At 72.1% G+C, this 21,575-nt stretch carries 17 protein-coding genes, 2 tRNA genes and 1 pseudogene; 11 read left to right on the forward strand and 9 right to left on the reverse strand.

Going from position 1 to position 21,575, the window contains the following annotated elements; all coding sequences use genetic code 11:
- Positions 1-3 precede the first annotated feature (3 nt).
- Both D6689_13615 and D6689_13620 read right to left on the reverse strand, forming a co-directional pair.
- Positions 4-984 carry a WYL domain-containing protein gene (locus D6689_13615; GenBank protein ID RMH40484.1) on the reverse strand — a complete coding sequence of 327 codons (981 nt, stop codon included), beginning with the start codon at positions 982-984 and terminating at the stop codon, positions 4-6.
- A complete protein-coding gene (locus D6689_13620; GenBank protein ID RMH40485.1) occupies positions 981-2,282 on the reverse strand; it encodes a WYL domain-containing protein in 1,302 nt (433 codons plus the stop codon). The genes D6689_13615 and D6689_13620 overlap by 4 nt, the downstream gene beginning before the upstream one ends.
- A 20-nt stretch (positions 2,283-2,302) precedes the next feature.
- Between D6689_13620 and D6689_13625 the strand changes: the two genes are divergently transcribed.
- Complete coding sequence (locus D6689_13625; GenBank protein RMH40486.1) at positions 2,303-3,292, forward strand: FHA domain-containing protein; 990 nt, start codon at positions 2,303-2,305, stop codon at positions 3,290-3,292.
- Between the two features lie 264 nt (positions 3,293-3,556).
- Complete coding sequence (locus D6689_13630; GenBank protein RMH40487.1) at positions 3,557-4,507, forward strand: hypothetical protein; 951 nt, start codon at positions 3,557-3,559, stop codon at positions 4,505-4,507.
- Between the two features lie 30 nt (positions 4,508-4,537).
- Here the strand turns inward: D6689_13630 and D6689_13635 are convergent, their stop codons facing one another.
- The gene (locus D6689_13635) at positions 4,538-5,143 is read right to left on the reverse strand and encodes a hypothetical protein (protein RMH40488.1); all 606 of its coding nucleotides are present in this window, start codon (positions 5,141-5,143) and stop codon (positions 4,538-4,540) included.
- A 106-nt stretch (positions 5,144-5,249) separates the two neighbouring features.
- Between D6689_13635 and D6689_13640 the strand changes: the two genes are divergently transcribed.
- The 9 genes and pseudogenes from D6689_13640 to D6689_13680 all read left to right on the forward strand — a co-directional run bounded on the left by D6689_13640 (position 5,250) and on the right by D6689_13680 (position 14,479).
- Positions 5,250-6,353 carry a M20 family peptidase gene (locus D6689_13640; protein ID RMH40489.1) on the forward strand — a complete coding sequence of 368 codons (1,104 nt, stop codon included), beginning with the start codon at positions 5,250-5,252 and terminating at the stop codon, positions 6,351-6,353.
- On the forward strand, positions 6,340-7,281 hold the full coding sequence (locus D6689_13645) for a hypothetical protein (GenBank protein ID RMH40490.1): 942 nt from the start codon (positions 6,340-6,342) through the stop codon (positions 7,279-7,281). Before D6689_13640 ends, D6689_13645 begins: the two co-directional genes overlap by 14 nt.
- A 96-nt stretch (positions 7,282-7,377) precedes the next feature.
- Entirely contained in the window at positions 7,378-8,673 is a 1,296-nt protein-coding gene (locus D6689_13650) for a hypothetical protein (GenBank protein RMH40491.1), read from the forward strand.
- Entirely contained in the window at positions 8,670-9,503 is an 834-nt protein-coding gene (locus tag D6689_13655; GenBank protein RMH40492.1) for a uridine kinase, read from the forward strand. Before D6689_13650 ends, D6689_13655 begins: the two co-directional genes overlap by 4 nt.
- Positions 9,457-10,323: a uridine kinase gene (locus tag D6689_13660; protein ID RMH40493.1), complete on the forward strand. Its 867-nt coding sequence runs from the start codon at positions 9,457-9,459 to the stop codon at positions 10,321-10,323. Before D6689_13655 ends, D6689_13660 begins: the two co-directional genes overlap by 47 nt.
- A gap of 388 nt (positions 10,324-10,711) precedes the next feature.
- Positions 10,712-10,782, forward strand: a tRNA-Gln gene (locus D6689_13665).
- 10 nt (positions 10,783-10,792) lie between these two features.
- Positions 10,793-10,868, forward strand: a tRNA-Glu gene (locus D6689_13670).
- Positions 10,869-11,682: 814 nt separating this feature from the next.
- Positions 11,683-11,880: pseudogene (locus tag D6689_13675) on the forward strand (hypothetical protein).
- 1,093 nt (positions 11,881-12,973) lie between these two features.
- On the forward strand, positions 12,974-14,479 hold the full coding sequence (locus tag D6689_13680; GenBank protein ID RMH40494.1) for a radical SAM protein: 1,506 nt from the start codon (positions 12,974-12,976) through the stop codon (positions 14,477-14,479).
- 4 nt (positions 14,480-14,483) lie between these two features.
- Here D6689_13680 and D6689_13685 read toward each other — a convergent pair whose 3' ends face one another.
- The 6 genes from D6689_13685 to tilS form a co-directional block, all read right to left on the reverse strand.
- On the reverse strand, positions 14,484-14,693 hold the full coding sequence (locus D6689_13685) for a hypothetical protein (GenBank protein RMH40495.1): 210 nt from the start codon (positions 14,691-14,693) through the stop codon (positions 14,484-14,486).
- Positions 14,694-14,885: 192 nt separating this feature from the next.
- Complete coding sequence (locus D6689_13690) at positions 14,886-15,848, reverse strand: hypothetical protein (protein ID RMH40496.1); 963 nt, start codon at positions 15,846-15,848, stop codon at positions 14,886-14,888.
- 78 nt (positions 15,849-15,926) lie between these two features.
- A complete protein-coding gene (locus D6689_13695) occupies positions 15,927-16,940 on the reverse strand; it encodes a TIGR00159 family protein (GenBank protein ID RMH40497.1) in 1,014 nt (337 codons plus the stop codon).
- Positions 16,910-17,698, reverse strand: coding sequence for a dihydropteroate synthase (gene folP / locus D6689_13700; protein ID RMH40512.1), 789 nt, complete (start codon positions 17,696-17,698; stop codon positions 16,910-16,912). Before folP ends, D6689_13695 begins: the two co-directional genes overlap by 31 nt.
- 79 nt (positions 17,699-17,777) lie before the next feature.
- Positions 17,778-19,739: an ATP-dependent zinc metalloprotease FtsH gene (gene hflB, locus D6689_13705; protein RMH40498.1), complete on the reverse strand. Its 1,962-nt coding sequence runs from the start codon at positions 19,737-19,739 to the stop codon at positions 17,778-17,780.
- A gap of 141 nt (positions 19,740-19,880) precedes the next feature.
- Complete coding sequence (gene tilS / locus D6689_13710; GenBank protein RMH40499.1) at positions 19,881-21,446, reverse strand: tRNA lysidine(34) synthetase TilS; 1,566 nt, start codon at positions 21,444-21,446, stop codon at positions 19,881-19,883.
- Between the last annotated feature and the right edge of the window lie 129 nt (positions 21,447-21,575).

Raw genomic sequence — 21,575 nt, forward strand, 5'->3', positions numbered from 1 at the left:
CCGTCAGGCGCCGTCGCCGTACAGCGCCAGCGCCTGGCGCGCGCGCCGGGCCACCGCTTCGCGCAGCTCGGGCGGCTCGAGGACTTCCGCGTCGCCGCCGTGCGCCAGCAGCCAGTCGGCCACGCCCTCGAGCGCCGCGAAGTGCAGCCTGCCGACGACCGCTCCGTCGGCGGCGTCCTCGACCGAGTCCGGCGGCCATTCCTCGCGCACCACCCGCGCGGCCCGTCCGGTGAACCGCACCCTCGCCTCGTCGACGCGGCCGACGAGCAGTTTGCCGGACCGGCGGTAGCGTTCGACCTTGAACCCGGACGGCACGTCGAATGCCTCGTCGGTGACGGCCACGCTCTTGATCCGCTCGACTTTGAACATGCGCACGTCGCGGCGCAGGCTGTCCCGACCGACGAGATACCACTGGCCGAGGTGCTGGATCAGCGCGTAGGGCCGCACGCGGCGGCGCGTCATGGCGTCCCGGCTCGCCGTGTAGTACTCGATGTCGACCGCGCGGCAGCGCCGCTGGGCGTCCCGCAGCCGCGCGACCCGGCCGGCGATCCCGGCGTCATCTCCTTCGAACGCGACGCGCGTCTCGGCGGCGTCGACGGCGTCGCGCGCGCCGGCGGACATGGCGGCGCGCAGCTTGTCGAGTGCGCGCGCCGCAGCGTGCCCGAGGTCGCCGCCGCCCATCAGCGCGCGCATCGCGATCGCGAGGGCGAGCGCCTCGCTGCGGCTGAGCCGGATCGGCCGGCCGAAGTCGAGCGCGATGTCCACGTGAACCCAGTCCCGCTCGATGTACGCGTCGATCAGATCGTCGGGGCCGAACGGCGCGCGCCCGGCCATCGTCGCCGTCTCGATCAACTCGCGCACGCGCGCGGCCGCCAGCCCCAGCTCCTGTTTGATGTCGCGCACGTGTGCGCGCCCGCCGCGCTGGCGAACGAACGCGATCAAGTTGAGCGCGTCGCGCACCCGCGCGCTGAGCCGCGCACTCACGCCGCCGCCCCCCCGCGACCGGCCGCCGCCCGCAGCGCGGCCACGACCCGGTCGCGCACCGACGCCGGCGACACGACGCGCACGTTGGGCCCCTGGCGGAGCGCCCACTCGACGAGGCCGTCGGTGTTGGTCACGTCCAGGTCGACGGCCGCCCACCCGTCGCGCGCGGGGCCGACCGGCGTGCCGAGCGCCTGCTCGGCCAGCCACGCGCGATCCGCGCGCACCTCGACGCGCGTGCGAATCGCCGGATGGACGCGAAACCTCCACGCGGGTTGCATCTGCCACTTTTCGAGCGAGAACTCGGGCGGCACCGAGAACTCGGGCGGCTCCGCGTCCGGATCGGCGAGCGACAGCGCGCGCATGCGATGGAGCGAGAACTGGCGAACCTCGCCGCGCAGATGGCAATAGCCGATCACCGCCCACCGCCCGCGCCAGCAGCGCAGCGCATACGGGTCGATCGTGCGCTCGGCCACCTCACCGGTGTACAGGGCGCAGTAGACGACCCGCAACCGGCGGCCGCGCTCCACCGCGTCCGCGGCCAGCTCGAGGCGGCTCGACAGGTCGGCGACCGGCGCGTGGGCCGGGTGGTTCAACAGCACCCGTTTGGCCGCTTCGCGCGCCGCGCGCCGGCGGTCGTCCGCCGTGACCATCGACAGCTTCTCGAGCGCCGCCTCGAGGTCGTCCCGATACGGGAACTCCGGCCGGCGAACCATTCCCCGGCCGGCGATGACGAGCGCGGCGAGTTCGTCCACGTCGAAGTCGATCTCCGGCAAAAACACGTCGCGCCGATCGATGACGTAGCCCGCGCCGTCGCTGCGGTCGACGTAGCGAAGCGGCAGGCCGAGTTCGACCAGGATCTGCTTGTCGCGGGAGAACTTGCGCTCGAACGCCGCGTCCGACACCGCGCCGTAGTCCTCTGGGAACCAACTGCGAATTTCCTCGCGCGACACCGGTTCGCGCGCGTCGAGCAACGAGGCGATCAGCCTCAGGATGCGCTCGGTTTGATCCACGGCCCCACCCCGCTGATGCCGCGATCGTACGCGCCGCCGCGGGCGCAGACAAGTTCGCGAACGCACAGAGAAATCACCGATCGGCGGCCGTCGCGCGTCCGCCGTGTAGCCGAATGTGGGCGCACGTCGGGCAAAGAACCCGGCGCCAGTGAAACCACGGAGGCCCCATGTCGAACCGATGCTCATCCGGCCCCAACTCGCCGCAGGACGCCCGCCCGGCGTGCCACCCGTTGTGGGAGCGCGCGGACGCGCGCGGCGCGCGCAACGCACCGACTGCGATGGCTGCATTCCGCTGGCCGTCGCGGCCGGTGCGTGACCTGTTCGTCACGCACTTCGCGGCGCTGCGCGATACGTGCGGCCGCCTTCCGGCCGCCGGTGTCGCGATCGTCGCGATCGACGAGACGCACGACCGCATCGCAGGCGCGGTCTGTGTCGAGGCGACGCCCACGCGGCCGAACGCGGCGATCGTCGGCCGGCACAGCCGCGCCGACCTGTACTTGCCGGATGACCCGACGGTCGCGTTGCGCCACCTCGCCATCATCGTGCCGCCGTTGCTGTCGTCACTCGACGCGACCGGCATTCGATATCGCGTGGTCGACCTGCGCACCGGCATCGGCTTCGGCACCGAGCGAGACCCGGTGCTGCACTCGATCACGGCCGACGGCCCGGCGTGCGTGCGCGTCGCGGGCTACGCGCTGTTCTGCCTGCCCGCCGGAGAAGCCGCGGACTGGCCAGACGACCCCGATGCGGCATGGGAACGGTTTCCCGCGTGCCGCTACGTGACCGCCCGCCCGCTGCCGGAGGGGCTGCCGGCCGTGCGGCGGCCGCCGCGCGGAACGCCCGCCGGTCGTCGAGGCAGCCCGCGGGACACGCTCGTCGTCGTCGGTCGCGGCCCCTTCGAGGCGCGTCGCGCGGACGTCCTCGGCGGCGGCCCCCCGGTAGGAGAGCTCGTCGTCGAGCACCGCGGCGGCGGGCGCGAGCGGCTGCTCGTGGGCGACACGGCCGCGGCCGCAGGGATCCTGCTCGGCCGCTACCCCCGCTGCGACGTCGATCTGCTGCGCGCATTCGACGACGAAAGCGTGTCGCGGGTCCATCTGCTGGTGGTTCGCGTCGGCGATCGCATGGTTGCGATCGATACGGCGAGCACGAACGGCACGTGGCCGGTCGACGCCGACGGGGCCTGTGGTTCCGGCGATGGGACGCCTCCGCGCGTCGTCGACCTGACGCCGTCGCGCACGCTCGAACTCGGCAGGGGGCACGTCGCCGTCGCGTGGAACACCGACGCCCGCGCCGCGTGACGCGCGCGGGTCGAGCGCGCCTGCGAAGTCGACGCCGTCGCGTAGGCCGGCCGCGGCGCCCCGGTGCCCGGAGTCCCCGGCCCCGACCCGCGCGCGCCGCACGCGCGGGCGTCGGTGCCGTGGCGCCCGCCGCGCGCGGCCCCGCTCGCTTGCGCGCCGGCGCCGGCGTCGGCGTTTCGACACGACAGCATAACCTGTTGGATTCGCAGTAGAAACCGCGGATCGCACCGCTCGCGCGTCCGCGGCGGTTGCCAACATGGTGACATGAGTTCGCCGACTCCCACGGCCGCCGCGCCCAGAGACCTGATCGACGCGATCGCCGCGTTCGCCCGCGCGATTCGCACCGGCGACCCGATCGCCGTCGACGACCTCACGTTCGTGCCCTTGTTCGGCCCCACCGCGTCCCGCTCGTTCCTGCCACTTGCGGCCGCCCTCGACCGCGGCCACATCACCGTCGGCGAAATCGGCGCAGCAGGCGACGTCAACTGCCTGCACGTCGACAACGCCGGCGACGAGCCGGTATTGCTGTTCGACGGCGAGCAGCTCGTCGGCGCCAAGCAGGACCGGGTCGTGAACACGTCGATTCTCGTACCCCCGCGCGCGCGCATCCGGATCCCGGTGTCGTGCGTCGAACAGGGCCGCTGGAACTACCGCACGCGCACGATCGCCGCCGGCGCGATCCTGTCTACCGACATGCGCCGGTCGAAGATGGCGCGCGTCACCACCCAGTTGCGCTGGTGCGGCCGGTTCGACGCCGACCAGCGCGCCGTGTGGCGCGAAGTCGCGGGCCGCGCCCGCCGGCGCGGCGTCCACGCTCCGACCATGGCACTGAGCGACGTGCTCGCCGCCGACGCCGGCCACGTCGACGCCGTCCGCGCGGCCGCGCCTGTCCAACCGGGGCAGACCGGGCTCGCCGCGTTCCTCGCGGGACACCTGCTGGCAGCGGACGCGGTCGGCTCGGCCGAGGCATACGCGCACCTGCACGACCGCCTCGTCGCAGCCGCCGCCGCCGAAGCGGTCGACCGCCCGCGATCGTCGGGCCGACAGCCGCCGTCACTGCACGCCGCGGTACACGACGCGTTGTCCGGCGCGACCACCGTCGCGACTCCGCCCGGCTCGGGCACGGACGTGCGCGCCATCGGCAAAGCCTTCCGCTTGGCCGCCCTCGTCGCCGACGGCGACGTCGTCCACCTCGCCGTGTTTTCCACGGCGTAGCGGGCCGCACCCCGCGCGTCCGGGCGCGCGTCAGTCGAGTTCGCTCTTGATCCGCTCGATCACCTCGGTATAGGAGGTGCTCTTGACGACTTCCGCCAGCTCGCGCGTGTACCGCGCCACCAGGTCCGGCCGGTCCCGCTCCTTGGCATCCCGCAGCGCGCGGTACAGCGACACGTACGCCCGCTCCGAATTGACGAAGTATTCGACCGCCGCTAGGACCGCCCGCGCCGCCGACGACGCGATCGACCGGGACGAGTCCGCAAACGTGAACACCTGCCCCTCGCTGTTGCGGACCTCGAGCGATACCACTCCGATCGCATCGGCCCCGGAGCGCTCGTTCTTGGTGTCGAACTTGGCCTGCACGTCGAACCCGGTGAACTCGATCGTTTCGAGCGAGCGGTATTCCGGCGCGAACCGCGACAGCAACGCGTGCGTGAGCGCGTCCACCAGCCCCACGCCCGTCCCCTCGACCGTGTACCGGTTGTTGCCGTCGGGATCCGACAAGTCGACGCGCACGGTGCTCTGGCCGGTCTCGAAATCCTCCTCGAGCACCAGCCCGAGGATGCGGTGTTCGAGGTAGTCCGCGCCGAGCGCGCGCTTGATGATGTCGAGGTTCTGTTCGGGACGCTGGGTCATGCGTAGGTTCTATGATACCGCACTCGGGACACCCCGCCGGTGACAAGTTCCTCCCTCCCCGACATACTTTGCCCGACAACGACCCCGTCCCGCCGCGCCTCCGAACATGAACGCCTGCGTACAACGGCTGGCCCGCCTGATCGCGTATCACACGGAGAATCCCGGCGGGGACGAGGTCGCCATCTGCAGCTACCTGGCGGGCGAGCTGCGCGCGCGCGGCTGCGATGCCGCGCGCGTGGTCCGCGTGCCGCGAACGCGCGACGGCCGACCGCAGATGGGCGCCTACGTGTTCGCCCGCTGGGGCACGCCTCGCACGCTCGTCAACGTTCACGTCGACACGGTGCCAGCCAACACCGGCTGGACCGCCGACCCGTGGACTGCGCGAGTCTCGGACGGCCGGGTCGTCGGCCTCGGCGCCGCGGACACCAAAGGGGCGATCGCGGCCCTGCTCACCGCACTCGACCGCCGCTCGCCGCGCGACTTCGGCGTGTTGTTCAGCGGCGACGAGGAGCGCGGCGGCACCTGCATTCGCGCGTTCCTCGCCAGCGAGGACGCGCGCGCGGTCGAGCGCGCCATCGTCTGCGAGCCCACCGGGCGCCTCGCCGGCGTCCGCCACCGCGGCATCGTGGGCCAGCGCGCGCGAGTCGCCGGGCGCGGAGGCCACTCGTCGGCCGCGGACCGCCTGCCCAAGCCGATCGTAACCCTCGCGCACCTCGCGATCGCGCTCGACGACCTCGGACGCGCCGCGCTCGACGACGGGCCGGACGACATGAAGGGCATCTGTCTGAACGTCGCGAGCCTCGACGGCGGCGTCGCGTTCAACGTCGTCCCGGATGCCGCAACGCTCACGTGGTCGCTGCGCCCGCCGCCGGGCTTCGACATGGAGCGGTGGCGTGCGGCGGTACGCGCGCGCGCCGCCGCCATCGACCCGGCCATCGACATCGACACGTTCGTCGACAACCCGCCGTTCGACGCCGGCGACACGGGTTGGATCCGGACTCTCCTCGGCAACCGGGTCCGCGCGCTCGCGCCGCTGCAGTTTTGGACGGAGGCCGCCGAGTTCGTGCGCGCCGGCATGGCGGCCGTCGTCGTCGGTCCCGGCGCAATCGAGCAAGCCCATGCGGCCGACGAATACGTGACGGTGGACGACCTCGAATGGGCCGTCGACCTGTTCGCACACGTGCTGGAGCAGGCTCGTGCGCCCGAGTGACGTCGTTTTGCGGTTTCTCGCCAGCGTCGCGACCCGCGGCGAGATCGACTACTACCTGGCGCTGTTTCGCTCCGACCGGCCGGAACGATTCGCCGTGCTGTCCGTCGACCCGCGCGTCGATCGCGCCGCCCTCGATCTCGACCTGCGATACCTCGCAGCCCTCGACCTCCACCCATACGTCGCCCGGCCCGACGACGACTTGCTCGCCGTCGTCCGGGCGCGGCGCGCAAAGAAAGTCGTGTTCCTCGGCCCCTGGCCCGGTCTCGAACCGCGCGGCGCACCCGTGCCGTCGATCGTCGACGTCCGCGAGGTCGATGCGCTCGCGCCCAGGTTGCCGTCCGACCAGCGCGCCGTGGTCGAAGAGGCCCGCCGCATCCTCGATGGCGCCGACCACGACGTCACCGCGGCGGTCACGGGCCCACTCGACCTGCTGCGCGAACTGTTCACGGTTCGCGGCGCCGGCACGCTCATCCGCCGCGCCGCCCCGATTGCGGTCGCGCGGCGCTGGGCCGATGTCGACGTGCCGCGCGTGGCTGCGCTGATGCGGTCGGCGTTCGGCGCCGAACCGCACCCTGCCGTGTTCGCGCGCGCGGTCGCCGGGTTGTACGTCGCGGGCGACTACGACGGCGCGGCGGTGGTCGAACCCGCGCCGCTGGGCGCGTACCTGTCGAAGTTCGCGGTGGACGCCGGCGCGCGCGGGGCCGGCATCGGCCGCGACCTGTGGCGCGCGGTGACCGCCGACCACCCGGCGCTCGTGTGGCGCGCGCGCCCCGACAATCCGATCGTGTCGTGGTACACGGCCCACTGCGACGGCATGGCGCGCGGCGATCGCTGGGTGGTCTACTGGCGTGGACTCGAACCGCAGGACATTCCCCGCGCGATCGAGTTCGCGCGCGCGGCACCGGTGGACTTCGACCGGCGGATGTGACCGTTGCGCGCGGGACGGCGCGAGTCGCACCGGCCGCGAGCCACCCGCGGACACGAGCATTTTCTTTTTGCGCCCGAGAGCGCATGATGGAGGGGCATGGATCCCCGCCTGCGCGCCGTGTACCTCGTCGCCGTCGCCGTCGGGGTGTTCTTCCTGCGCGACCCCGCCGCGGTCGGCGCGGTCGCCGCCGCGCAAGCCGTACTGTTCGTCGCCGTCGGACTCGGCGCCCGCGCCCTCGTCCGCCAACTGCGCAAGCTCGCGCTGTTTCTCGGCGTGATCTTCGTCGCCTACGCGCTCGTCGGGACGGGCGAAGCGGGCCAGACGTGGCGTACGGTCGCCGGCTTGCGGTGGAGCGTGCCCGGCGCCGCGCTCGGGCTCGGGATGGTGCTGCGCATCGCGGCGGTCGTGCTCGCGTCGCAGGTCGCGCGCGCCGGCGACCCGCGCGCGCTGGCCGCGGGACTCGGCAAGCTCGGCGTGCCCCGCATGGCGGCCCTGGCGATCGACACGACCCTCGCACTACTCGGCGACGGCGGCGGGCGCGGCCAGGGCCGCGGCGCCGGGCGCGGCCAGGGCCGCGGCGGCGGGCGCGGCCAGGGCCACGGGGGCGGCGATGCGGCGGGCGCGCCCCCGCCCGAGTCGACAGACGCGCCGGCCCGCGGGATCGGGGCCCGCGTGCGCGACTTTTGGGCCGCGCTCGGCCGTCTCGGCCGCGGCGACATGACGCGCCTCGTCAGCCGCATCGACGCCCAGATCGACCGCGCTGCCGACTACATCGTCGCCCACACCGGCGAGGCGGATCGCGGCCGCGCGCGCGACGTCGCCGTGATCGCCGGCATGGCGCTCACGATGCTCAGCGTCAAGGTGCTCAAGCTGCTGCCGGGCTTGCCGTTCGCGCCGGGGCACAAGGGCGTCGTGCTGATCCCGCTGTACTTCGTCGCGGCGCGGCTCACGCGGGCGCGGTTCGGAGCGACCTGGACGGGGCTCACCATGGGCGCGGTGGCGTTCTTGATGGGCGACGGCCGCTACGGCGTCTTCGAGATCTTCAAGCACGTCGCACCGGGCCTGCTGGCCGATGTCCTCGTGCCGGTGGTCCCGCGCAACGCCGGCCGCGCCGCGTGGGCTGCGGTCGGCGCCGTCACCGCCCTCGGCCGGTTCGCGACGGTCACCGCCATCGCCCTTTGTGTGCAACCCCCGGCAGTCGTGTACGCTCTGTTGGTCCCCGGACTGATCGTCCATGGCACGTTCGGGGTCCTGTCCAGCATCGTCACGGCCCCGCTGCTGCGCGCCATCGACGCGCGATCGTCCACACGGGGCAATCCGCGGTGCGCACCCGACTGCCACGATACACCGACCGACAACCGCGACGAGACAGACTCCACGGAGGCCGCATGAGCAAACTGGTGACCGGCGACGGCCGGACCCACATCGAATCGAAACTGATGCGCGAATCGCTGCAGGACCGCGGCGTGGTCGCCGGCACCGACAGCAGCGAGGATCTCAAGATCTTCCCGGACGTCGCCCTCGTGAGCATCGGCGGCCAGAGCATCTTCGACCGCGGGCGCGACGCGATCGTCCCGCTGGCCGAGGAACTTGGCGCCCTTCACGCGTCGCGCAAGCACAAGATTATCGTCGGTGTCGGCGGCGGCACCCGCGTGCGTCACACCGCCGCGGTGGCGCTCGATCTCGGCATCCCGACCGGCGGCATCGCCCAGCTCGTCGGCGCGATGGAGGAACTCAACGCCATCATGCTCAACACGCTGCTGGCCAAGCACGGTTCCACCACGATGCCGCGCGACCACTTCTGGGATCTGCCCCTGTACTTCTCCGCCGGCATCCTGCCGATCGTGATCTCCGTGCCGCCGTATCACTTCTGGGAACCACCGGCGCGCGAGGGCGCCCTGCCCGAGCACGGCTCGGACTTCGGTCTGTTCCAGATCGCGGAGGTGCTCGCCCTCGGCAAGCTCATCTACGTCAAGGACGAGGACGGCCTGTACGACAAGGATCCCAAGAAACACGACGACGCCGTGCTCATCCGCAAGACGACGCTCGCCGAGATCCTGGCGAACCCGCCCCTCGAGTCGATCCTCGACCGCGCCGTGTTCGAGCAGTGGCGCGACGCGAAGAACGTCAAACGCATTCAGATCGTAAACGGCCTCGTGCCCGGCCAGCTCACCGCTGCGCTCGAAGGAGAGGACGTCGGCACCGTCATCACCAAGGAGTGACCGTACCGTGACCGCGGACCGCAAGATCATCGACAGCCCGCTCGCGGGCGCCACCCTCACCGAGCCCGGCGCCGGCGGTTTCGACTACCGGCCCGTCGCCGTCATGCCGGACGTCAAGGTGCTCAAGCTCGGCGGCCAGAGTCTACTGGACCGCGGGCGAGCCGCCGTATTCCCCGTACTCGACGAGATCGTCGCCGCGCGCAAGCGCGGTATCGCCGTGCTCGTCTGCACCGGCGGCGGCACCCGCGCGCGCCACATCTACTCGATCGCAAGCGAACTCGAACTGCCGACCGGCGTGCTCGCCAAGCTCGGCTCGTACATTCCGATGCAGAACGCGCGCATGATGCAGATGCTCTTGGCCAAGCATGGAGGCATCTTCATCCTGCCGGACGACTTCGAGAAACTCCCGCTGTACCTACAACTCGGCTGTATTCCGATCATGAACGGCATGCCGCCGTACGAGTACTGGGAAAAGCGCGAAAGCGGCAGCCGGATCCCGCCGCACCGGACCGACGCCGGCGTGTTCCTGTCGGCCGAGTTTCTCGGCGTGCGCCGCGCCCTGTTCATCAAGGACGAGGACGGCCTGTTCACACACGACCCCAAGAAGGACCCGAACGCCACGCACATCCCGCGGATCAGCGCGCAGGAACTCCTAAAACGGGATCTGCCCGACCTGGTCCTCGAGCGGTCCGTCATCGAGATGATGACGTACTCGAAGTGGACGAAGGAGTGCCAGATCGTCAACGGCCTCAAGCCGGACCAGGTCCGCGCGGCGCTCGACGGCGAAGACGTCGGGACGATCATCTACTCGGAGACGTGAAGCGGGGCCGGTCGCACACTGCGGCGGCGGTCGTCGCGGTCGCCGTCTGCCTCGCCACGACGCCGGCCGGTGCCGGCGGTCGGGGGCAGCCGCTGCCTCCCGGATCCCGTCCGCTCGGCCCGGGGCAGTTCGAGTCTGGCCGGGGGTTTCGCGACACCCTGCGCTTCTATCAGCGACGCTTTCGACTCGACCGCGTGTCCGTGGACGCCGTCCCCGTGTACGGCTACCGTGGCGTACTCGTCGCCCGCTTCCTGCGGCGCGACGCCGGAGCCCCCTGGGCCGCCCTACACATCTTCCAAGTCCGCGGACGCACACACATCGTGTTCGTCAACCAGTCCCCCTTGACGGAGCGGCCGAGTCGAGGTAGTTACCTGACTCCGGGAATCGCTCCGGGATCGTCTAACGGCAGGACGGCAGACTCTGGATCTGTCTATCTTGGTTCGAATCCAAGTCCCGGAACTGACATTTTGGCCCCATAGTCTAGCGGTCTAGGACGTCGGCCTCTCACGCCGAAATCCCGGGTTCAAGTCCCGGTGGGGTCACAACTTGCAGCGCCTCCGGCCCCCACGGCTCGGGGGCGCTCGCCTTTTCGGCCTCTCACGCGGCGTCGACCATCCGGGGTTCCCGTCCCGGTGGGGTCACAACTTGCAGCGCCTCCGGCCCCCACGGCCCGGGGGCGCTCGCCTTTTCGGCCTCTCACGCGGCGTCGACCATCCGGGGTTCCCGTCCCGGTAGGGTCACAACCTGCAGCGCCTCCCCCGCGGCTCGGCCATGCCGAACGCGCACCCCGTTCGCGCCGGCAGTCGCCGCGGTGCCGCCAGCGCAGCGGGGCACCCCGGCGGCCTCGCGTGCCCGGGCGAGATACCGCCAACCGGGCGCCGCCCGTCCCTCGCGCGCGCGCCGCGCCGGCTCCGGCCGCCTACGGGACCATCGGCTCCGACATGCTGCAGGCGCTTGCGAACGACGGGACGGGAGAGTACGGCGCCGTCTCGATCGACCGTCCTGGGGCACGGAACGCGCCCGCGAGGAACACGTACGACCCCAGCGGCTGGAGCACCCCCGGCGGAATCTGCAGCTCGGTGTCCCGGGTCACCAGAGACGCGACGAACGCAAACCGCGTCTCGCCGCCGACATCTCCGAGCTTGTAGACATCGATGCCGTAGTAGTCCGCGTCGCCGACGCTCGGCGGCGACCAGGACAGCGTCGGCGTGAGGCCCACGTTCAGGAGCGCGTCGAACGCCGACGATCCGTCGATCGCAAAGTTGCCAATCGGGCCGACGCGAGGCCGGATCGGACTCGTCGCGAACGTCGCGATCGGCTCGGTCTGGGTGATGGCGCAATACAGCCTGCCGGGACTCGCGGTTCCGACGCTGTACTCGGTCGAGTACGCCGTGTACACCTGCCCGAGCACGTCCCAGCCGGATCCGAACGGATTGCCGAAGTTCAGCGTACCCGTGTTCACGTCGTCGACGGGCTCCCCCAGGAAGATCTGCAGCAAGTCGGGCGCATTGCCGTAGGGACCGTAGACGTTCGCCTTGGGCAGCGGTGACACGTACAGGTAGTCCATGCCGTGCTGCGCCCGCGGATTCGCATCGGTCACGAGCGACGCGAACTGCGATCGGCGCCAGTCGAAGCTGGCGGTCCCGTCGCGCACGATGTCCGCGAACGCGCCGCTGAGGGTCGTACCGACGCCGCTGGACTGCTCGAAGCTCGGCGCGGTGTAGAATTTCGTCGCGACCCGGTAGCTCAGACCGCCGGTGGTTACGCTCGACAGCTGCGTCATCGCCAGACGGTCTCCCGCGGTCGTCCCCTGGATGAGCGGCCGGCCGGACCAGTCGTAGGTCGCCCCCGCCAGGGCGGTCGCGCCCACCGCCGGCCCATTGGTGAGATCGTCGTCGGCGAACGCGACCTCGCCGAGGTTGGACGAGATGATCTGCAGCTCGTCGAGCGCATTCCACGCGCCCAGGCCGGTGACGTTGAACGTGATCGTCGACCCGCTCCCGGAGGCGGTCGCGTCGGGGCGGCCCCACTCGACGCGGGACAGATCCACGGTGCTCGCTCCCGTGACGAGGTAACGGTCGTTCACGCGCAGGTAGTACCGCGTGCCGGCCGGAACGTCGGGGATCGATGCGCTCCCGACCGCGCCCGTGCCGGAGTACACGTCGAAGTCCCCGGCCCCGTCGGGCACGAGCGCCTCGATCGTCGCGGAAGAAAAGTCGATCGGACGCGTGACCTCGCCCGAGTCGGTCACGTACCGCACCGAGCCGGTGATGTTGATCGTCCGCCGCGTGGCCGCATCCGGCGGCAGCGCGGCATCGGGCGGCGGTGCGGCGTCGGGCGCTCCAGCGGCGTCCGGCGCTGCCGCGGCATCCACGCCTCCCATATCGTCGTCGTCATCGCCGCCGCCGCCGCCACCACAGCCGACCGCCAACCACGCCGCGAGCAGCCCGCAGGCAACCCGCGGCGCGCCCGCGAAGCGACGACCGAGCCAACCCGAGGTCCGTCCACGTACCATTTGCACTGCCTCCTGTCGCGAGAGGGGAACTTCCCTGCTGCCGGCACCCTATCACCGCGCCGCGACGCCGACAACCGGGGCGCGCGGCCGCGCGCCCCTGGTCCGACTCGGGCTTTCGGCTACAGTGGCGAGGCGATGGCGATGTGGCACGCACAGCGGACAGCGCGCCGATGGCTGGCCGACGAGCGCGGCACCATCCGCAAGGACGCACCGCGCCGCGTCGCGCTGGTCTATCCCAGCCCGTACCGGGTCGCCATGTCGTCGCTGGGCTATCAGTGCATCTATAAGCGCCTCAATAGCCTCCCCGGCGTCGCCGCCGACCGGGCGGTGCTGCCGGACGACGTGGCCGCGCACCGCGCCGCAGGTGCGCCGCTGGTCACGCTCGAGCGGGAACAGCCCGTGGGCGAGTACCCGCTGATCGCGTTTTCCATCTCCTACGAGCTCGAACTCGCGGGCCTGATCGACTGCCTCGAGCTGGCCGGGGTGCCGCCGCTGCGGGCCGACCGGGGCCCGAACCACCCGCGCGTCGTGGCGGGCGGCCCGCTTACGTTCTCGAACCCCGCGCCGCTGGCACCGTTTTGCGACGTGATCGCCGTCGGCGAAGGCGAGCACCTCGCCGAAGAACTCGTCGCGGTCGGCGGCGACCCGGACCAGCTCGCCGGCCGCCCGGGGTTCTACGTCCCCGAACGCGACGGCGCGGCCGTGCCGGCGGTCGCCAAGGCCGACGACGCCGTGTTGCCGGCCCGGTCCCAGATCGTCACGCCGCACACCGAGCTGTCGTCGATGTTCTTGACCGAGACGTCGCGCGGCTGCTCGCGCGGCTGCACCTACTGCGTGATGCGGCGGTCGACCAACGGGGGCATGCGCGTCGTGCCGCTCGACACGATCCTCGAGGGCATTCCGGACGACGTGCGGCGCGTCGGCCTCGTCGGAGCGGCGGTGACCGACCACCCTCGCATCAAGGACCTGCTGCGCGCGCTCGTCGACGGCGGCCGCGAGATCGGCATCTCGTCGCTGCGCGCCGACCGCCTCGACGACGAACTGGCCGGACTGCTGCGCGCCGGCGGCTACCGCACGCTCACCGTCGCCCTCGACGGAGCGTCCGAGCGCCTGCGCGCGGAGATCGAGCGGCGCCACACCGAGCGCCACCTGCTACGCGCGGCCGAACTCGCACGCGCACATGGCTTTCACACCTTGAAGGTCTACATGATGGTCGGCCTGCCCGGCGAGACGGACGCGGACATCGACGAGCTCGTGCGGTTCACCCGCGAACTGCGCGACCTGTGCGGGCGGATCGCGTTCGGCGTCGCGCCGTTCGTCGCCAAGCGCCACACGCCGCTCGACGGCAGCCCGTACGCCGGCATCAAGACGGTGGAAGCGCGCCTCGCGCGGCTGCGGCGCGGCCTGCGCGGCATCGCGGACGTGCGCCCGACGTCCGCGCGGTGGGCGTGGGTGGAGTACATGCTGGCGCAGGGGCCGCCGGAGGCCGGATTGGCCGTGCTCGACGCCCACCGCGCGGGAGGGCGCTTCGCCGACTACAAGCGGGCGTTTGCGGCGCGCGGCGTCGAGCCGACCGGCCCCGTCGCGCGCGTGCCGTCGACGCGCGAACTGATCCAGCTTCGCCGCGCGGCGCAGCCGTGATCGATCACGCCGCGCGCCGGCCGCCGCGCTCGGCGCCGAGCGCGCGCTGGGTCGCGATCGTGCGCGCGACGAGCGCGACCCAGTCGGCCGGCCGGCGCGCCGCTTCGAACGGGGGCTCGTGCGGGCCGCTGCGCCACGCCGGCGGCGTCCAGCCGAGGTCGACCGCGGCGACGAGGAGGCGATAGGCGGCATCGACGAACACGTGCGATTGCATGCCTGTGGAGTAAGCATCCCGCGTGCCAGTCGCAAGGCGGGAACTCCCCGTGTGATTTCGCAACCTCCACGCGGCGGCGCCCCGCCCGACGCGCAGCGGCTGCGCCACCGGCGGCTCGTCGAGTCGCCAGGACCGTCCGAGATCCGGTGAACTCGAGTTCACCGCGGCACGTTCACTGAGCCGGCGTCGCGCTCACGGGGACCGCGGCTCGTACACGAGCGTCACCGTACGCGGGTCGATCTCGACCGCGACGCCGGGCGGCAGGCCTTCGACGATGACCGTCGCGCGGCGGCGCCGGCCGGCGATGTCGTCGTCGCCCAACACGTCGACGAACGGGACCACCTGATCGTCGGCGACCTGCTCGATCGCGCGCGCCGCCCCGCGCAACACGATCTTGACCGCCGCGGGCTCGACGCGAAACGCCGACAGCTCGGCGGTGCGCAGATCCGGGCCGGGCCGCAGCCGCACCGGCACCGCCGGCAGTTCGCGCGCCGACAGCGCCTCGGCGATCTCCACGGTGACCTGGACGCGCGGCTGGCCGACGACGTCGACGAACGGCCCGGGCGGCGCCAGGCCCACCTCGTCGGTGAACGACTCGCGCCGGCCGACGAGCGAGACCTCCTCGGTGAACACGCGGTCGGTGCGCGCGACGTACGACGCGGCCCCCGTCACTTCGACCGTGTCACATTCGCGGTCGCACGGCACGACGCGCGCTTCGAGCCGCGCCACGCCGTAGCCGCGCGCCGGGTCGCCGCGCGTCGCCACCGCGATCGGCACGCGCTTGGTCGTCCGCGGTTCGAAGCGGACCGGCATCGTGGGCGGGTCGATCGACACGATGGTGAGGCCGGGCGGCAGCCGGAACATGTCCGACCGAAAGATCAGATCGCCGTTCTTGAAGCGGCGCAGGTCGATGCGCACCGGCTCCAGCTCGCGCTCGTCGAACCGCTTGATGCGGCGCCAGCTCCCCTTGACCGTGATCCGCACCTGGTCGAGCCGGTCGGACACGAGCACCTGATCCTCCGGCAGCGTGTAGCTGATCGCGACGTACGCGCCGGCGACGGCGTCCTCGTCGCTGTGAACGAGGATGAACACGGTGAGCGCGAGAACGAACGCGATGAACTTGAGCCCGAGGTTCTCGAGCAGCGCTCCGCGCAAGAACCGGGCAACCGCTCCCCGAATCACTTCGCTCCCCTCGCTGCGCGCACAGCGTTGGTGTCCGCCGGTGCGAGCATGTCAGCGCGCCGGCTCCTCCGCCGGCGCCGCCGCGCGGTTGCGCGCGGTCGGCGTCTCGGCCACCGTGCGCGCCCGGCCGCTCGACTCGGCGGTGACGGCGCGCGCGGCGCGCTCGGCGCGCTCCATCCCCTCGGCCATCGCGGCGACCGCGCGCGCGATGTCGGCCGCCGCCCGCGCCTCGGCGGCGATCCGGCTCGCGCGCTCCTTTTCGCCGTAAAACAGGCCCATCAGCGCGCGCCGCAGCTCGTCGCGCTCCAGGTCGCGCGCGATGTTGCCGCCGAAACACAGCGAGATCTCGCCGCGCTCCTCGGACACGACGACCGCGACGGCGTCGGTCTCCTCGGTGATGCCGACCGCGGCCCGGTGGCGCGTGCCGAACTCCTTGACCAACGGCTGGTGCGACAGCGGCAACACGACGGCCGCGAGCTGAATGCGCAGCTGCTTGTCGATCAGCACGGCGCCGTCGTGGAGCTTGTTGTCGCGCGACGGAACGAACAGCGCGACCAGCAGCTCCGTCGACAGCTTCGCGTCGACCTCTTGGCCGTGGTCGACGAATCCGGTCAGGTCGGCGTCGCGCTCCATCACGATGATCGCGCCAATGCGGGCCTTCGCCATCTGTTCGGCCGCGTCGACCACCTCGTCGAGCGCGTGGCTCACCTCGCGGCTGCGGCCGAACGGGAACACGTTCTGTCCCAGCCGGACCAGGCCGCGCCGGATGTCCTGCTGGAACACGACGATGATGATGATGATGAAGTAGTTGATGAAGTTGTCGAGCAGCCACGACACCGTGGTCATCTCGAACCGATCGGCGGCAAAGAAGGCCGCGCCGATCAGGAACATGCCGATGACCATCTGCATGGCGCGCGTGCCCTTGATCGTGAGCAACACGCGGTAGATGACGTAGTAGACGAGGAAGATGTCCGCGCACAGTACGAGCACGTCGCGCGCCGACGCATCCCGCAACAGCGAATCGAACATCTGCCTCACGCGGCGCCCTCCCTCGCGATCGCGCAAAACGCGACCAGCGCCGGTCGAAGCCGCGCGACGTCGTGGACGCGGACGATGTGCGCGCCCGCGGCGACGGCTGCGAGCGCCGCGCCCACCGTGGCGTCGTCGCGCTCGGCGACCGGCTGGCCGGTGAGGTCGCCGAGGAACCGCTTGCGCGACGGGCCGACGAGCACGGGCGCGCCGACCGCGTCGGCCAGCTCGCCGGCGCGGCGGACGAGTTCGACGTTCTGGCGCGTCCCCTTGCCGAAGCCGAGGCACGGGTCCGCGATCGTGCGCCCGCGCAGGCCGGGCGGCAGCCCGTCGATCCGCGCGCGCAGCTCGGCCACCACGTCGTCGAAATCCGGCGGCGCCGCCTCGGCCGCGTGCGCCTCCGCCAGCGTCGTGCCGCGCACGTGGCCGCACACGTACGCGGCCCCGGCGTCGGCGGCGACGGCCGGCAGGTCCGGGTCGAACGCGCCGCCCGAGATGTCGTTGACGATCTCGGCGCCCGCGGCGATCGCCGCCTCCGCGACGGCTGCTTTGGTCGTGTCGATCGAAATCGGCGTCGGCAGCCGCGCGGCGAGCGCGCAGATCACCGGCACCACGCGCGCGATCTCGTCGTCCGCCGGCACCGGCGCCGCCCCCGGCCGCGTGCTCTCGCCGCCGACGTCCACGATGTCCGCCCCGTGCGCCACCAACGCCTCGGCGCGCGCCACCGCGAGTTCCGGCTCGGCGAACAGTCCGCCGTCGGAGAACGAATCGGGCGTCGCGTTGACGACGCCCATGATGTACGGGCGCGACCAGTCGAGCGCCGCGCCGCGGAAGACCAGGGGTGCGAAAGCCGTCGCCACGCGCTCCCCGGCCCTACGCCGGCTCCGGGTCCGGCTCCTTGCCGCCCAGCGGCGGGATGATGCCCGGCCGGCGCCCCTTGGCCCGATCGGCGTCGGCCTTCGGCGGCGGCGCCGCGTTGCCATCGGCCCGCGGCGCGGCGCGCGCGGGCAGCGGCTCGCCGGCCATCAGCCGATCGATGTCCTTGCCCGTGAGCGTCTCCACCTCGAGCAGCGCATTGGCGATCGCGTGTAGCTTGTCGAGGTTGGCGAGGATCAGCTGGCGCGCGCGCTCGTGCTGCTCGAGGACGATGCGGCGGATCTCGGCGTCGATCTTTTGCGCGGTCTGCTCCGAATAGCCGTCCCCCTGCTGGAAGTCGCGGCCCAGGAACACCTCGCGTTCGCCGGCGCCGAAGTTCAGAGGGCCGATCTCCTCGCTCATCCCCCATTCGGTGACCATCCGGCGCGCCAGTTCCGTCGCCTTCTCGATGTCGTTGCCCGCGCCCGTCGTCTGCTGATGCAACACGATCTCTTCCGCGAGCCTGCCGCCCATGAGGATCGCGATCTGGTTGAGCGCGAACTCCTTGGTCATCGACAGGCGATCTTCCTCCGGCAGCTGCTGGGTGAGCCCGAGCGCGCGGCCGCGCGGGATGATCGTCACCTTGTGAACCGGATCGGTCTCCTCGCCCACGAGGCGCGCGACGAGCGCGTGACCGGCCTCGTGGTACGCGGTCGTCCGCTTGTCCTTCTCGGAGATGATCATCGAGCGGCGCTCGCTGCCCATGAGGACCTTGTCCTTGGCGTCCTCGAAGTCGATCATCTCGACCTTGTCCTTGTCGCGCCGCGCGGCGAGCAGCGCGGCCTCGTTGACGAGCGCCTCGAGGTCGGCGCCGCTGAACCCGGGGGTGCCGCGCGCCAGGACTTCCAGGTCCACGTTGGGGCTGATGGGCACCTTGCGGGTGTGCACCTGCAAGATGCCGATGCGGCCGTTGAGGTCCGGACGCGGGACCACGATGCGCCGGTCGAACCGCCCCGGTCGCAGCAGCGCCGGGTCGAGCACGTCCGGCCGGTTCGTCGCCGCAATGAGGATGACGCCGTCGTTGGACTCGAACCCGTCCATCTCGACGAGCAGCTGATTGAGAGTCTGCTCGCGCTCGTCGTGGCCGCCGCCGAGCCCGGCGCCGCGATGGCGCCCGACCGCATCGATCTCGTCGATGAAGATGATGCACGGCGCGTTCTTCTTGCCCTGCTCGAACAGGTCGCGGACGCGCGACGCGCCCACGCCGACGAACATCTCGACGAAATCCGAGCCGCTGATCGAGAAGAACGGCACTCCGGCCTCGCCGGCGATCGCGCGCGCCAGCAACGTCTTGCCGGTGCCCGGCGCGCCCATCATGAGCACGCCCTTCGGAATGCGGCCGCCGAGGCGCGTGAACTTCTTCGGGTCCTTGAGGAACGCGATGATCTCCTCGACCTCTTCCTTGGCCTCCTCGACGCCGGCGACGTCCTTGAACGTGACCTTGTTCTGGTGATCGGTCAGCAGCTTGGCTTTCGACTTGCCGAACGACATCGCCTTGCCGCCGCCGGCCTGCAGCTGCCGCATGAAGAAGAAGAAGATCACGAACAAAAACAGGATCGGCAGCCACGAAATGATGAGGTTTTGCCAGAACCCGCTGCGCTCCTTGATGACGATGTTGCGCGGAATCCCCGCGCGGTTGATCGCCTCGACCGTGTGGTCGAAGAACTCGCCCTTCGCGATGACGCGCACGTTGGGCCGATCGCGATAGGTCACGATGTAGATCGCCGCGTTGTCGCCGCGCGGCTCGATCTCGATCTTTTCGATCTGTTTGGCCCGCTCGGGGTCCGCCACCTCCTCCATCAGGGCCGTGAAGTCCTTTTCCTCCTCCTGTTTGCCGGTCTCCGCGAACAGCTTGTAGACCGCCACGAACATCAGGACGAGGACGAACCAGAGAAGAATCGTTTTATGTGATTGACGCAAACGCCCACCTTGCGCCGGCCCGCGCGCGACAGCCCGCGATTCGACGAATCGTGCCGAGTTTACCTCTACTTCGTAGCCGCGGACACCTTCCGCGTCAAGCTGACCGCCGCGCGGCGGGCTCCCGCCGGCGCGCGGGGGTTGTCACCGTCGGCCGCCGCCGTCGGCCGGCCGGCGCGGATCCGCGCCGGCCTCGGAGCCGCGCTCGGCGACGCGGACCCGGGCGCCCCACGCCGGGCCGATGTGCTCGGCCCACACAATCGCGCCGTCGCTCGCGCGCACGGCGACCCGCGCATCGGCGCGCAGTCGCCGCGGCACCTTCGCGTCGATGAACAGGTCGCTGAGCTTGCGCGAGCGCCCGCGCAGGCGCGCCGGCCGCATCCGGTCGCCCGGTCGCCAGCGCCGCACGGCGTACGGACCGTCCGGGCCCTCGACCGCGAGCGCCGCCGCCGCGCGGGCCTCGGCGGCGCCCGCGGGCTCGAACCGCAGCGCGCCGTACTCCCGCACGGCGCGGACGCCGGGCAACGCGAGCGACGCGGTCCCGGCGTCCGGCCGGCGCGCCAGGCGCCACAACGCCTCGATGTGGGCGCGACCGAGGCGGCGCGCGCCCGCCGCCTCGGCGGCGAGCTGCAGCGCCCGCTTGCCGACCGCAGGCGGCGCCGCCGCGACCGCCGCCGCCTCGAGCGGCAGCCGGCGCGCGGCCCAGTCGAGCACGTCGCGCTGCTCGGCCGCGGCCCGCGCGACCGCGGCCAGGGCGGCGTCGAGCGCGGGGTTTTCCTCGCGCAGGGCCGGCAGCCAGCGGTGGCGGACGCGCGCGCGCAGAAACCGCGGGTCCGCGTTCATCGGGTCGCGCAGCACGTCCGCGAACCCGGCCTCGGCCAGGCCGCGTTCGACCTCCGCGCGGGTCACGTCGAGCAGCGGGCGGACGATCCGACCGCGCCGCAGCGGGATGCCGGCGAGCCCGGGGATGCCCGCGCCGCGCAGCAGCCGCATCAGCACCGTTTCGGCCTGGTCCGACGCGGTGTGGCCGGTCGCGATGACATCGGCGCCCCACGCGTCGGCCATCCGCCGGAGCGCCGCGTAGCGCGCGCGCCGCGCGGCGTCCTCGAGCGAGCCGCCGGCGGTGCGGACCTCGACCGATTCCGACATCGCGCCGGCGCCCAGCCGGGCGGCGAGCGCCGCGACGCGCGCGCGCTCGCGATCGCCGCCGGGCCGCAGCCCGTGGTCGACGTGCGCCAGCGCCACCGGCCCCAGGCGCCCGCGGTCCGACAGCCGCGCGCACGCGGCGGCCAGGGCGGTCGAATCCGGCCCGCCGGAGCACGCGACGAGCACGCGCGCGCCGGCCGGCACCCCCGCCCGGTCGAACGCGGCCGCGGCCCGTTGCGCGATGGCCCACATGTGTAGGTTTATAGCGCGCATGACGACGCCCCCCCGCAACGACGGTGACAACGGCAACGGCCACGGCGGCAGCGGCGCCCGCAGCACCGGCGACGTGGTGTCGATGGCGCGATTTCGCGCCGGGCTGGCCCGCTCGCCGGCCGCGGCGCGCGTGGACGCCCTGTTGTCGGCGCGCGACCCGGCCGCCGCGGTCGCGGCGCTGTCCGTGCCCGAGCTGTTCGGCCTCATCAAGGAGGTCGGGCTCGCCGACACCGCCGAGCTGGTTGCGCTTGCAACCCCAGAACAACTCCGCGGCTGCTTCGATCTCGACATCTGGGACCGCGACCGGCTGGTCGACGAGGCGATCCGGCCGTGGCTCACGACGCTGCTGGACGCCGGCGGCTACGAGAAGCTCGGCCAGGTATGGGAGGCGCTCGACCCCGAACTCACGGCGCTGCTGCT

This window comes from Deltaproteobacteria bacterium, assembly GCA_003696105.1.
In the GTDB taxonomy this organism is placed as follows: Bacteria; Myxococcota_A; Polyangia; order Haliangiales; family J016; genus J016.